The organism is Sphingobium sp. LF-16 (genome assembly GCF_003711185.1).
GTDB lineage: Bacteria > Pseudomonadota > Alphaproteobacteria > Sphingomonadales > Sphingomonadaceae > Sphingobium > Sphingobium yanoikuyae_A.
Genome location: NZ_CP029335.1, coordinates 4149500 through 4161438, shown reverse-complemented (window position 1 = coordinate 4161438; position 11939 = coordinate 4149500). Strand labels below are relative to the sequence as shown.

The 11939-nt window shown below is 61.4% G+C and carries 13 protein-coding genes; 1 reads left to right on the top strand and 12 read right to left on the bottom strand.

Features of this window, described 5'->3' with window-relative positions:
- Positions 1-39 precede the first annotated feature (39 nt).
- Positions 40-390, top strand: coding sequence for a response regulator (locus DIZ22_RS19545; protein ID WP_122928860.1), 351 nt, complete (start codon positions 40-42; stop codon positions 388-390).
- Positions 391-523: 133 nt separating this feature from the next.
- On the opposite strand, the gene DIZ22_RS19540 is transcribed toward DIZ22_RS19545, so the two are convergent.
- The 12 genes from DIZ22_RS19540 to DIZ22_RS19475 form a co-directional block, all read right to left on the bottom strand.
- Complete coding sequence (locus DIZ22_RS19540; protein WP_122928658.1) at positions 524-733, bottom strand: DUF2274 domain-containing protein; 210 nt, start codon at positions 731-733, stop codon at positions 524-526.
- A complete protein-coding gene (locus DIZ22_RS19535; protein ID WP_240626782.1) occupies positions 733-2007 on the bottom strand; it encodes a TrbI/VirB10 family protein in 1275 nt (424 codons plus the stop codon). The genes DIZ22_RS19540 and DIZ22_RS19535 overlap by 1 nt, the downstream gene beginning before the upstream one ends.
- Positions 2004-3011 (bottom strand): P-type conjugative transfer protein TrbG, encoded by a 1008-nt coding sequence (gene trbG / locus DIZ22_RS19530; protein WP_122928655.1) that lies wholly within the window; start codon positions 3009-3011, stop codon positions 2004-2006. Before trbG ends, DIZ22_RS19535 begins: the two co-directional genes overlap by 4 nt.
- Positions 3008-3691, bottom strand: coding sequence for a conjugal transfer protein TrbF (gene trbF / locus DIZ22_RS19525; protein ID WP_122928652.1), 684 nt, complete (start codon positions 3689-3691; stop codon positions 3008-3010). The genes trbG and trbF overlap by 4 nt, the downstream gene beginning before the upstream one ends.
- 4 nt (positions 3692-3695) lie before the next feature.
- Entirely contained in the window at positions 3696-4985 is a 1290-nt protein-coding gene (gene trbL, locus DIZ22_RS19520) for a P-type conjugative transfer protein TrbL (RefSeq protein ID WP_122928650.1), read from the bottom strand.
- Positions 4986-5225: 240 nt separating this feature from the next.
- Complete coding sequence (trbJ, locus tag DIZ22_RS19510) at positions 5226-5912, bottom strand: P-type conjugative transfer protein TrbJ (protein ID WP_122928645.1); 687 nt, start codon at positions 5910-5912, stop codon at positions 5226-5228.
- Positions 5909-8395 carry a conjugal transfer protein TrbE gene (gene trbE, locus DIZ22_RS19505; protein WP_122928642.1) on the bottom strand — a complete coding sequence of 829 codons (2487 nt, stop codon included), beginning with the start codon at positions 8393-8395 and terminating at the stop codon, positions 5909-5911. Before trbE ends, trbJ begins: the two co-directional genes overlap by 4 nt.
- Positions 8392-8661 carry a VirB3 family type IV secretion system protein gene (locus DIZ22_RS19500; RefSeq protein ID WP_122928640.1) on the bottom strand — a complete coding sequence of 90 codons (270 nt, stop codon included), beginning with the start codon at positions 8659-8661 and terminating at the stop codon, positions 8392-8394. Before DIZ22_RS19500 ends, trbE begins: the two co-directional genes overlap by 4 nt.
- Positions 8661-8963 carry a TrbC/VirB2 family protein gene (locus DIZ22_RS19495; RefSeq protein WP_234893326.1) on the bottom strand — a complete coding sequence of 101 codons (303 nt, stop codon included), beginning with the start codon at positions 8961-8963 and terminating at the stop codon, positions 8661-8663. Before DIZ22_RS19495 ends, DIZ22_RS19500 begins: the two co-directional genes overlap by 1 nt.
- Before the next feature lie 29 nt (positions 8964-8992).
- Positions 8993-9979: a P-type conjugative transfer ATPase TrbB gene (gene trbB, locus DIZ22_RS19490; RefSeq protein WP_122928635.1), complete on the bottom strand. Its 987-nt coding sequence runs from the start codon at positions 9977-9979 to the stop codon at positions 8993-8995.
- Between the two features lie 416 nt (positions 9980-10395).
- The gene (locus DIZ22_RS19480; protein ID WP_122928631.1) at positions 10396-11040 is read right to left on the bottom strand and encodes an SOS response-associated peptidase family protein; all 645 of its coding nucleotides are present in this window, start codon (positions 11038-11040) and stop codon (positions 10396-10398) included.
- A gap of 123 nt (positions 11041-11163) precedes the next feature.
- Positions 11164-11823: an SOS response-associated peptidase family protein gene (locus tag DIZ22_RS19475; protein WP_122928628.1), complete on the bottom strand. Its 660-nt coding sequence runs from the start codon at positions 11821-11823 to the stop codon at positions 11164-11166.
- Between the last annotated feature and the right edge of the window lie 116 nt (positions 11824-11939).

Below are 11939 nucleotides of genomic sequence, written 5' to 3'. Positions count from 1 at the left end.
CCCGCTGCAAGGGGAGAACATATGCTATCAGGATTCTGCGTGCTGATCGTCGAGGATGATCCGCTTATTGCAATGGCGCTTTGCGAAAATGTAGAAGCCGTAGGCGGTACAGTTGTCGGGCCGTTTTCAGCCGTCAGTGAAGCCGTCAATTTCCTTACCCAGGCCAAGATTGACGCTGCCATCGTTGATGCAAATCTTCGGGATCGCGATGTGACGCCTCTAGCACTTTTGCTGATAGAAAGCGCAATACCGTTCCTAGTGTACAGTGCTGCCGGACTTCCTCCAGAACTGCAAGCGCGGCATCCTCACTTGCCGCTTGTTATGAAGCCTGGCCAACCGGTCGAAAGGCTCAGGTCACTGCTTGGAGGCAGTGCAAATGGCGCATCCTGATGCTCACACCTCCCATCATCGGTTGCGGCAGGGAAAAAGTGAGAGTCTGATTGCTGGAGAGTAACCTGCTGCACCAGACTCATTTCTTGGGATTATTTTATCACGCAAAAGTTTGTCGGAGGCCGTTTGGGCATCATCCTCTTCTGAAACCCCGATCGCTGGCCATGAAACGCTCCAGCATCGGGCCGATCAATCGCTCAATTGCCATGGGATGGGTCAGTCCGGTGTCGCTGGCATGGATGCGCGCATAAGCCATCAGATCCCGATGTACCGCGGCGGAAAGTTCGACCGAGATTTTGACTGGCTTATCATCCTCGATCGGTCCTAGCTTGAGTTTGCCCATCACTTTTGCCCTTCCCATGGTTCCAGTATGATGTCTCGCTTCACCATCACGCGCAGAGGATGGCCAGGTCTGATGGTGAGTGTCGGGGGAATCGTCAGTTGCCGCCCGATGGTCTGTCGGCCTGCCTGACTGATGCTGTCCTGCGTGCCATATCGCAGCGCTCGCACGAGACTTCCGTCATCGTCGGCCATGACCTCGGTCCCCACGTTCAATAGGGTCGAGATGAATGCTGCGCCGAGCAAGCCGGCCCAATGATTGTCCACACCATCCTGCAGGCCCGACCTGCCGGACTGATCGGCGCCCTGAAGTCGGTCGAGCAGAATCGAACGGCTGTCGGGAAAAATCAGGCGGTCCCAGGCGATCAATATCCTCTGCTGTCCCGCTGCGGTCGCACTGTCATATTCGCCGATCAGCCGAGACCCTTGCGGGATGAGCAGGATCTGGCCCGACGGGCTATCATAAACATTTTCCGTCACCTGCGCGGTGATAAGGCCGGGAAGATCGGATCGGATGCCTGTGATCAGCGCAGCGGGAATGACATTGCCCGCCTGCACGACATAGGGCGATGCCGAATTCGCAACGCGCTGTGTGCTTGCCTCGGCGATAGCGACCGGCGCCAGAAACGTGCGCCTATTCGTATCGGTGGTTCGGGACTGGAGGGGCTGGCTTTCAGCTTCTACCCTCGGGTCCTGGGGCGCTCTGGCCTCCGCTGGCAGCACGCCGTCCGGTTCCTTCGCCCTTGCAACCGTCGGCGCTGAGGCAAGAAACAATCTGCTCGATAGCGCGGCCTCACGCATGCTCCTCTGGCGCTCCCGCTCATGCTGGCGCGCCGTCAGGCGCTCATCGCTGGGTGGCGAGCGGCCGGGGTTCGTCAGACTTGGCTGTTGTTGCGCTTCAAGCAGCGGCTGTCCCGGGGCGTCGGTCAATGGCACCCCCAATTTGGGAATTTTAGAATAGTCGTCTGGTGCTGAGACAATGGTTTCGGCTTTGATGCGGCCGTGCGAGACCGGTATGTTTTCGACGCCGTCGATCGTCTTTGGCCGCAGGGCATAGATCAATGTTCCGGCAATGCAGATGCAACTGACGGCCGCCAGAAGCCCGATCGCTTTCCGGGACAGACGCATGGCCGGCGGCGAGGCCGCCCGCAACGCAAGCGCCTCAGAATTTTTGCCTTTTGATACATTGGAGGGCGCGATGTCGTCGTGTTTATCGATCGCGACTTGGTCCTCGACCTTGTCGCCCGGCTTGCTGCTATTCTCCACGCTGCTCATCATCGGCTTGCCCGATGAACTGGCTTCGGATCGATCCGTTCGATGCGCACCAGTTTGCTGGTTTTCTTGTCCCCAAGCCTCAGTTCCGCTGCGCTGAAAAGGCGATCGACGATCATGAAGTGCCCCTGCACACGGTAATTAACAAGCTCGGCTGATCCTGACGAACCCGTAACAAAAAGCGGTGGCATTTCTCCGGTCGCGATGTCCGAGGGAAACTCGATCAAGACCTGACGGCCATCGTCAAACGCACGCAGCGGGCGCCAGGCAGGCAGATCCCCTTTTATCTGGTAATGGAAGTTCAGGGATGCCAGATCCAACCCCGTCGCGACCGGCGCATTGCGGCTTTCCTGCGCCGCTGCAGCTTTCAATGCGAACAGCGCATCCTGTGGATAAGTCCAGGACACCGATGACATGTAGGTCGATGGCGTCCCGTTCAGTTCGAGATGGTAGGTGCGTCTGTTCGTGTTGATGATGAGGTTGGTGGCGATATCGCCTCTCGTCGGCTTCACCAGCACATGAACGCGCAGCGAGGAGCCACTCCCGCTCACCGTATCCCCGATGATCCAGCGTACAGTGTCGCCGGCGGCGATCGGACCGGCGCCTACAAGTTCCTCGCCTTCCTGTAGCATGATGTCGGTAACTTGCCCGGGCGCAGCATAGACCTGATAGAGCGCTCCATCTGCGAATGCATAGCGCTGCATAGCATTCACATAATCGCCCTGGCTGGGCTGGATACGAGCCGCTGTGTTGGCTGATTTCACATCCCGCTGAGGCGCAGCCGGAAGCGTCCGGACGACATGCGGCACAGGCTTGAGCTGCCCCGGCAGTGGCATGGGCACCGGAAGTGGCACGACTTTGATTGTGGCGTTGCTGGAGGAGCGCTTTGCCGCTGCCATTTCTCCGCTGTCCTGCGCATATGCGGGCGCCATCGACAGAGGCGCGACCATGAACGCGACCAGCAAGGGGACGGCACCGCCGGCAACCAGGGAGGGGCGAGGCTTTGTCACTGTCCGAACTCCTTTGACCAGTTGAGGGCATCGACGAAGATTCCGAGCGGGTTTCTGGTGAGGACGTCCTCGGATTGAGGAGGCTGGAGTGCCACGGTCAGGATTGCCGACCATCGGCTGGTGTCGCTCAATATGCCCTGCTCATAGCGTCGTTCGACCCAGGCGATCCTGAAGCTGTCATCCGAGGCGCGGATGACGCTCGATATCTCGACTGCCACCTGAATTCGCCCGACCTTGGTGAAAGGATCATCGCGCCGCACATATTCGCTCAGTGCTGCCGCCCCCCTGTCGGTCGTGAAGTCATAGGCGCGCAGCCAGTTCTGACGCAGGATGATGGGATCCGTCGGCAGGCTCCTGACCTGCTCGACAAAGCGGGCGAGATGAAAGGCGATCTGGGGATCCGTCGGGCGATAGTCGCGCGTTGCGGGTGCCACCGCCTGCGCTTGGCCAAGCTTGTCGACCTCGACGATCCAGGGCGTCACGGTTCCGCGCGCCATTTGCCACAGCAGCCCGATGCTCATCGTCGTGGAGAGAGCCAGGCTGGCGAAGAATGCCAGGCGCCAGTTGCGCGCCTGCACGCGTGACGACCCAATCCGGTCATCCCAGACTTGAGCGGCCCGCTGATATGGGGTCACTGCTGCGGGCGACTTTCCATAATGGACCGATGTTCGCTGGAACATGATGTCAGTTCCTTTCGCTGATATCCGGGCCGGCGCCGCCACCATGGCTGTCGCCGCTTTTGAGCGTCTGGCTGGCGACGGTGGCGCCATGGCTGATCATCTGGCGTCGCTTCATAGCCATCGCCCAATGCGGCACATGGCCAGCGCCATCCTGGGCGATCGCGCCTGAAGACTGTCCTGTGGCGCCTGAACGCCCTTGTGCAAAACCATCCTTGAGACCAGCGGCGCTGTTGCGCAGCGGCGAGGCAAGCGATGCCGCAGCGCTCTTTGCGACCTCTGCCCGACCACCGCCCACCGCGGACGCACCGGATTTCCCACTGGCGCCAGCTGAATAGGCCCGTGTTGCAGCGCCAGCGATCCGGGCGCCGCTCGCTGCCGCGCTGCCTGCCGCGCTTCCGATGGCGCCGGCTGCCAGCCTTCCACCCGCGCCGCCAGCTGCCAGGGTCGCCGCCGCTGCGACCGCCGTACCCGCTGCGCTCCCGGCGCCAAGCTGCGGACCGCCCGAGACGATCCCATTGGCTATGCCGGGACCGAAAATGCCCAGCCCCAAGAGCGTCAGTGCAGCAAGGGCTATCGACATCACCTGTGCCAGGTCCGGTTCGGCGGGGATGCCAGCGGTCGTAAAGCGTGCGAACAAGCTCGTTCCGATCCCGGTTATCACCGCAAGGACAAGCAGTTTGATCCCGGACGAGATCACATGCGCGAGCACGCGCTCGGCCATGAACGCAGTTCGACCAAAAAAGGCGAAGGGGAGCAGGACAAAGCCCGCGAGCGTCACCAGCTTGAACTCCACGATCGTCACGAAAATCTGGATCGCGAGGATGAAGAAGGCGAGCACGACGATCAGCCAGGCAAGGAGCAGGATCATGATCTGGACGAAGTTGGTGAAGAGACCGACCGGACCCAACAGGTCGGCCGTCGCATCGAGCAGCGGCGCGCCGGCATCGAGGCCAGTGGCGGCAACCGTACCGGGTCTCAGAAAATCGCCGATAGCCAGTCCGCTTCCCGAAGCCTTGAGCCCTAATCCCGCAAAACTCTGGAACAGGATTGTCGCAAGCGTTGAGAAATTGCCGATGATGAAGGCGAACAGACCGATATAGAGCGTCTTTCGGACAAGACGCTGGAGGATATCCTCGTCGGCGCCCCAAGCCCAGAACAGGGCTGCAAGCGTCACATCGATGACGATGAGACTCGAGGAGAGGAAGCCGACCTCACCACCCAGCAAGCCGAAACCGCTATCGATATAGGTGGTGAAGACGAGGAGGAACTCGTCGATGACGTCTGTGTCAGTCATGGCTGACGATCCGACGCAAAGAAGCGGCGTCGCCTCTCTTCCCAGATCGCCAGGCATGCCGCGTCCGGCTGCGCGACCGTGCGGCACTGGGGCGGGATAGGCGCGGCAGGAGGATTGGCCTCCTGTGGACGGACCGTGGCTGATGGTTCGGCCGCTCGTTCGCGCGCCATGACCATTGTCAGCGCAACGATCATTCCCGCAGCAGCGCAGCATAATATGGCAATGCCCGGCCGCCGCATGTCAATTGCCTCGGAACCGACGGAAACGCTCGCGCGACTCCGCTTCGACCGCCGCCTGCTGCGCGGCCGCCAGCGCCTGAGCCCGGCCTTGTGCCGCAGATATTGCCGTCAGATCGGCAAGCTGCTGAGCCTGGAGCGCCAACATCTGGTTTCCCGCTTGTGCGACCTGCAAGGCGCCGGTTGCTGATTGGCTCGCTTCCATCAGGCGCTCCATGCTCGACTGCGCGCCCTCAAGATTGCCGACGACGCCGGCCTGTACGCGCATGGCATCCTGTAACGCGTCGACGCTATCGTGCCAGCGGGCGTCGGCATTCGCGACCATCTGGGCAGCATCGCCGCGCAGCACGGCGCCCGAGTAGCGGGTTGCAAAGACATTCTGGACGTCCTGCACATCATAGGCGATGCGCTGCGCACTCGCGAGCAGGCGACGGGTCTGGCCTATTTGTGCCTGGAGTGTCGACAATGTCGAAAGCGGAAGGCTCGTCAGATTCCTTGCCTCATTGAGAAGCGATGTGGCCTGGTTCTGGATCTGCTGAATCTGATTGTTGATCTGCTGGAGTGCCCGGGACGCCTGCAGGACGTTGGAGGCATAGTTGGTCGGATCATAGACCACCAGAGCATGCGCAGCCGGCGGGATCATGATTGCCATCGGCGCCATCAGAGCGATCAGGACAAAGCGCTTCTTCATTGCGCAGCCTCCTCGACATGGGCAGGGATCTGCGGCTCAGGATCCACCGGTGGCGCGATATCGATGTGCGCGAGAAGGTCTGCCGCCCAGTCCAGGCCCCTTTGTGTCAGCCATCTGGAGGCAAACTGCTCCCGTCCGACCAGATCGAGGATGTCGCTGATCGAGCGATGATCCTGCTTGGAAGAGACGGCGGTGAAGGCGAGCGCGACCTCACCCAGACCGAGCTCGAACAGACGATTGCCGTGCCGGGACTGGCAATAATAGTCGCGCTTGGGCGTCGCCCTGCTCAATATCTCGATCTGGCGATCATTGAGGCCGAAGCGAGAATATATCTGCGTGATCTGCGGCTCTAGGGCGCGCTCATTGGGCAGGAAGATACGGGTTGGGCAGCTTTCGATAATGGCCGGCGCAATCGCGGAGCCATCAATGTCCGAAAGACTCTGGGTGGCAAACACCACGCTCGCATTCTTCTTGCGCAAGGTCTTGAGCCATTCGCGCAGTTGCTCGGCAAATTGCGGATGATCGAGCACCAGCCAGCCTTCATCGATCAGGATGAGGGTCGGACGACCATCGAGATGTGCTTCGATCCTGTGAAAAAGATAGGCCAGCACGGGCGCTGCGGCAGAGGAGCCGACCAGACCTTCGATCTCGAAAGCCTGGACCGATGCCGATCCCAGATTTTCGCTTTCTCCATCGAGATAATTGCCCCAGGAGCCTCCCTCGCAATAGGGGATCAGAGCTTGTTTGAGGCGCTGTGTCTGCAGGAGCGCTGCCAGACCCGACAGCGTGCGCTCGGCGATCGGGGCCGATGCCAGCGAATTGAGCGCCGTCCAGAGATGATCCTTGTCGGCCGGATCGAGCGCAATGCCTTCCGTTCCAAGAAGAGCAGCAATCCATTGCGCAGCCCAGCTTCGTTCAGCCGGCTGGTCGATCCGAGCCAGTGGCTGAAGTGCAATCCTTGGGCTGGCGTCCTGACCTGCATCAATCTGGCCCCCTAGATCGCACCAGTCTCCGCCCATTGCTAAGATGGCGGCGCGGATCGACCCGCCAAAATCGAAGGCGAATATCTGGCTACCGGCATAGCGACGGAACTGCATGGCCATCATGGCGAGCAGTACCGATTTGCCTGCGCCGGTAGGGCCGATGACGAGGGTGTGCCCGACATCGCCAACATGAAGTGAGAGGCGGAAGGGTGTGGATCCCTCGGTCTTGCCGTAGAGAAGCGCCGGACCATCGAGATGTTCGTCGCGCGCGGCGCCTGCCCACACCGCGGACAGCGGAATGAGGTGCGCAAGGTTGAGCGTGGTTATGGGAGGCTTGCGGACATTGGCGTAAACCTGGCCAGGCAGGCCACCCAGCCATGCCTCGACGGCGTTGACGCGCTCGATCGAACAAGTGAAGTCACGCCCCTGGATCACCTTTTCCACCAGCCGCAGCTTGTGCGATGCCTCGGTCGGATCACGGTCCCATACCGTTACGCTCGCCGTTACATAGGCTATGCCAGCATGATCGGCGCCCAGCGCCTGGAGCGCCATGTCTGCGTCAGCGGCCTTGTTCGCAGCGTCGCTGTCGAGCAGGACAGACTGCTCGTTCGTCATCACCTCCTTGAGGATTGCGGCAAGAGACTTGCGCTTGGCAAACCATTGCCGCCGGATTCGGGTCAGCAATCTGGTCGCATCATTCTTGTCGAGCATGATCGCTCTGGTCGACCAGCGATAGGCAAAGGCCTGCGCGTTAAGCTCGTCCAGGAGACCGGGGAAGGTCGACGTCGGAAAACCGGTGATGGTGAGGGTGCGCAGATAATGGTCGCCAAGGCGCGGCTCGAAACCGCCGGACAGGCCCTCATCGGCAAGAAGCGCATCGATATAGGCCGGTGTTTCGGGAACGCGAACCCGCTGGTGCCGCGTCGAAATGCAGCTGTGGAGGAAAGTCAGCGTCTCGCCATCGTCGAGCCATCGCGCTTCAGGCATGAAGCCGTCGAGCAGATGGATCAGCCGATCTGTCCGGTCGGCAAAATTTCGCAGGTGGGTCAGTGGGTCGAGTGCGCCTTTCACTTGCCCTTCGTAAAGCCAGGATTCCGCCCTCGAGATTTCCTCGGCCGGCGGCAGCCAGAGCAGGGTCAGATAATAGAAGCTCTCGAAATGGACGCCGGCCTCGCGAAACTGCGCGCGGCGCTCCATGTCCACCAGAGCCGATGCCCGGTCGCAGAACAGGCCTTGGGGATAGGCTTGCGCGGGCAGACGCTGCGCTTCCACGAACACAGCCCAGCCTGATCCCAGACGTCGCAGCGCATTGTTGATGCGCGCCGCGACGGCAACAAGTTCTGCGGGCGTCGAGCTGTCGAGATCCGGGCCCCGGAACCTGGCCGTACGCTGGAACGACCCATCCTTGTTGAGGACGATGCCCGGTGCCGCCAGCACCGCCCAAGGCAGGAAGTCTGCCAGGCAGGCCGACGTCGATCGATATTCCCGCAATGACATCATGGCTGCATCCATCCGGGATATTTGAGATGGCGGCGGGTCACATCCACGAACTGTGCGTCGTTGCGCGTGGCCCAGACGGCGAGGAAATGGGCGATGGCCCACAGGGCGAGGCCCAATATCCAGAGCCGAAGACCAAGTCCGACCGCACCTGCCAGCGTACCATTGACGATCGCCAGCGAGCGCGGCGCCCCGCCCAGCAATATCGGTTCGCCCAGCGCCCGATAGACAGGCGCATGGAAGCCGGGCGTGGTGTCATGGTCCTGCATCAGATGAGCGCCCCGCCGCCGAAGCTGAAGAAGGACAGGAAGAAGCTCGATGCTGCAAAGGCGATCGAGAGGCCGAAGACGATCTGGATCAACCGCCTGAAGCCACCCGATGTGTCGCCAAAGGCAAGGCTGAGCCCCGTGACGATGATGACGATGACCGCGATGATCTTGGCAACCGGCCCTTCGATCGACTGGAGGATCGACTGGAGCGGTGCCTCCCATGGCATGGACGAGCCGCTGGCATTTGCTGGTGCCGCTATCAGCATCAAGGCGATGCAGGCTGCGGTGGGCATGGCACGCATCCGCGAGGCGCAGCGATTGAGGGAATGGGTCATGAATCTTCTCCTGAGCTGGAGGCATGGGAAATCAGGCGATAATTGCCGGTCGCGGAATCAAGGCCTGTCACCCAGGCCAGTTCGGTGAGGCGTCGGCCCTGGGCATTGCGATCAAGGACCGCGATGAGATTGACGGTTTCTGCGATGAGTGCGCTGGGCACCGTCGCGACCACTTCCTGGATCAACTGTTCGAGCCGGCGGAGCGCGCCGAGGGCGGAACCGGCATGAAGCGTCGCGATGCCGCCGGGATGGCCGGTTCCCCAGGCCTTGAGCAGATCGAGCGCCTCTGCCCCGCGTACTTCGCCAATCGGGATGCGGTCAGGGCGCAGACGCAAGGCCGAGCGCACCAGATCCTGCAGCGATGCTATGCCATCCCTCGTCCGCATGGCGACCAGATTGGGCGAGGCACATTGCAGCTCACGCATATCCTCGATGAGGACGACCCGATGCGGCGACTTGGCGATTTCGGCGAGAAGGGCATTGGCCAGCGTCGTCTTGCCCGACCCCGTGCCGCCCGCGATGATGATATTGGCACGGTCGGCAACAGCACGCCGCAGCACTGTCGCCTGTTCATGCGTGATCACCTGCGCTGCGACATAGTCGTCGATCGTGAAGATCGCGGTCGCTGGCTTGCGAATGGCGAAGGTCGGCGCCCTGACAATCGGTGGGAGCAGCCCCTCGAACCGCTCTCCCGTTATCGGCAACTCTGCCGACACGCGCGGCGATCCTGAATGTGCGTCCACGCCGACATGATGGGCGATGAGGCGAATGATGCGTTCTGCATCCTCTTGTGCCAGCCTGATGGCGCTGTCGTACATGCCCTCGCCCAGCCGATCTACCCAGAGGTGACCGTCCGGATTGAGCATGACCTCGATGACGGCCGGATCCTGGAGCCACCGCCCGATATGAGGCCCCAAGGCTGTCTGCAGCATGCGCGCGCTGCGCTGGGGCTTTCTGACAGCTATTGTCGCGGTCTCAGACATGCTTTTTCCCATCTGATGGCGATGCCGGACCGCCGATGGGATGATTAAGAGACGCAGAAAATGGCGGGTTTCAACAGATGTCTGCGATCATGAAGCTGTGGCGAAGAAAGACAGGCGCTGGCGTAGGACGCTGATCGCACACGGCCAATATCGTCGACGATTCTTCGTGCCGGAGCCATTGGCGGCAGTTGATACCGGTTCGGCGGCTGGCCCCAAATGCGGCCAATCATGTCATTGGATGGTGCCGCCAGCGGCAAGAGCGTCAAGGCAGTCTGCGATCGCAAGCCAGCGAAGCACGCCAGCCTCATCCCCCGCAATGGCAAGGGCTTTCACGCGCCCTGCGATGAACTCCGCTGCTCCGGTGCCATATTGGCGATCAATGGCGAGAGCGGCGGCCCACCGTTCCATCTCCCGGGTCATAGGAGTGACGGAGCCTCGGCCACCGCCTTCTTCTTCACCCAGAGCTCGCTGGTGCGCGTCATCTCGATCAACGCATCGGGAAAGCAGCGGTCCTGAAATGACACGGCGTCATCAAATGAGCCGTGAAGCCACCGCTCATAGTCTTCCGGCATGAGAAGCACCGGCATGCGATCATGCACAGGCCGGATGGCTTCGTTGCAATCGGTCATTACGCCCGAATAGACAGGGCCCCATTCATCGCTCACGCGCCATAGCCCCGCCCATGCAAAGATCGGCTGTCCCTTCACATTGAACCAGGTCCGCGTCTTGGCGCCCTTTTGACCCTCCGCTTCGGCAAAGGCCGTCAGCGGGATGAGGCAGCGCCATTGCGGCTTGGCCGCCAGGCCTTTCCACATCGGCTTGGCGAGATCGGCAATATTGTTGACAGGCTTGGGCTTTGCCGTCGGCGCCATGCCCTTGAGGCGCAACGGGAAGCCCCAGGTCATCGACTGCATGATGCGCTGCCCGGCTTCCTCCCGGATCACGAGGCCCGGCGTGCCGGGATAGACCTCGTCACCGGCATTGGACATGACCGGATTTGCCACGCCAAAATGGGCGGCCACCTCGGCAGCGCTCAGACGCTCGGTGTAGAGATTGCAGATGGCTGACCTCCTGTTCGAATGAAGCGGCTGGAGCAGTTGGCGATTCCAGCTTCATCCTATCATGGCGCGAAAGACGGGAAAGCCGCCTGTCTGGCAGGATAGCCGGCAAATTTCTCGCCCCGACTACAGCAAAAGCGCCTGCGCCTGCGTTCCGGGCGGCGGCGCCTTGCTGCGCCAGCTATCCTCGGTTTGCTGCACCTCCATCCGTTCTGCCGCAAAGGGCGAACGGAACTGGAACCGGATCACATCCTGGATGCCGCCATGCAGCCAGGCGTCATAGTCATGGGGATCAAGCAGCACCGGCATCCGGTCGTTGGTCGGCGGAATCGCGGCATTGGCTTCCATCGTCATGCCGGCATAGACCGGCCCCTCGCTCAGCAGGTTTCGGCAGAAGCCGGCCCAGGCAATGATCGGCTGGCGCTTCACCGAAAACCAGGTCCTGGTCTTGGCACCGGGCACGCCATCGGGATTGGCAAAATGGGTGAGCACGATGAGGCAGCGATAGCGCGGATCGACCACCATCTCTTCCCACATTGGGTTGGTGAGATCTGCGACAAGGCCGATACGCCCCGCTTCTTCGCCGCGCGCGCGCATATCCTTGGTCAGGCGCGGAAAACCCCATGTCATGGACCGCAAGAGGCGCCGGCCGCCCTTCTCGAAGACAACCAGCCCCGGCAGCCCTTCGACTGTCTCCTCGGGCACCGTGATCGAGGGCAAGGGATCGATCCCGAAATGCGTGGCAATCTCGGCGATGCTCGCTCGCGCGCAATGCAGCCGTGACATAACCTCATCTCCTTGAGGGACTCGAAGCCATCGTCTTAACATAGAACATATGAAGAACGAAATGCCATTGACTCTGGCGTAGGATTGGAGCGAACAAATGGGGAACATATTTTCGA

What these genes read in the sequence shown, in the direction of transcription:
- DIZ22_RS19540 (WP_122928658.1), bottom strand. Translation starts at nt 733, where the DNA reads ATGGGCAAACTCAAGCTAGGACCGATCGAGGATGATAAGCCAGTCAAA.
- DIZ22_RS19535 (WP_240626782.1), bottom strand. Translation starts at nt 2,007, where the DNA reads ATGATGAGCAGCGTGGAGAATAGCAGCAAGCCGGGCGACAAGGTCGAG.
- trbF (WP_122928652.1), bottom strand. Translation starts at nt 3,691, where the DNA reads ATGTTCCAGCGAACATCGGTCCATTATGGAAAGTCGCCCGCAGCAGTG.
- trbL (WP_122928650.1), bottom strand. Translation starts at nt 4,985, where the DNA reads ATGACTGACACAGACGTCATCGACGAGTTCCTCCTCGTCTTCACCACC.
- trbJ (WP_122928645.1), bottom strand. Translation starts at nt 5,912, where the DNA reads ATGAAGAAGCGCTTTGTCCTGATCGCTCTGATGGCGCCGATGGCAATC.
- trbE (WP_122928642.1), bottom strand. Translation starts at nt 8,395, where the DNA reads ATGATGTCATTGCGGGAATATCGATCGACGTCGGCCTGCCTGGCAGAC.
- DIZ22_RS19500 (WP_122928640.1), bottom strand. Translation starts at nt 8,661, where the DNA reads ATGCAGGACCATGACACCACGCCCGGCTTCCATGCGCCTGTCTATCGG.
- DIZ22_RS19495 (WP_234893326.1), bottom strand. Translation starts at nt 8,963, where the DNA reads ATGCGTGCCATGCCCACCGCAGCCTGCATCGCCTTGATGCTGATAGCG.
- trbB (WP_122928635.1), bottom strand. Translation starts at nt 9,979, where the DNA reads ATGTCTGAGACCGCGACAATAGCTGTCAGAAAGCCCCAGCGCAGCGCG.
- DIZ22_RS19475 (WP_122928628.1), bottom strand. Translation starts at nt 11,823, where the DNA reads ATGTCACGGCTGCATTGCGCGCGAGCGAGCATCGCCGAGATTGCCACG.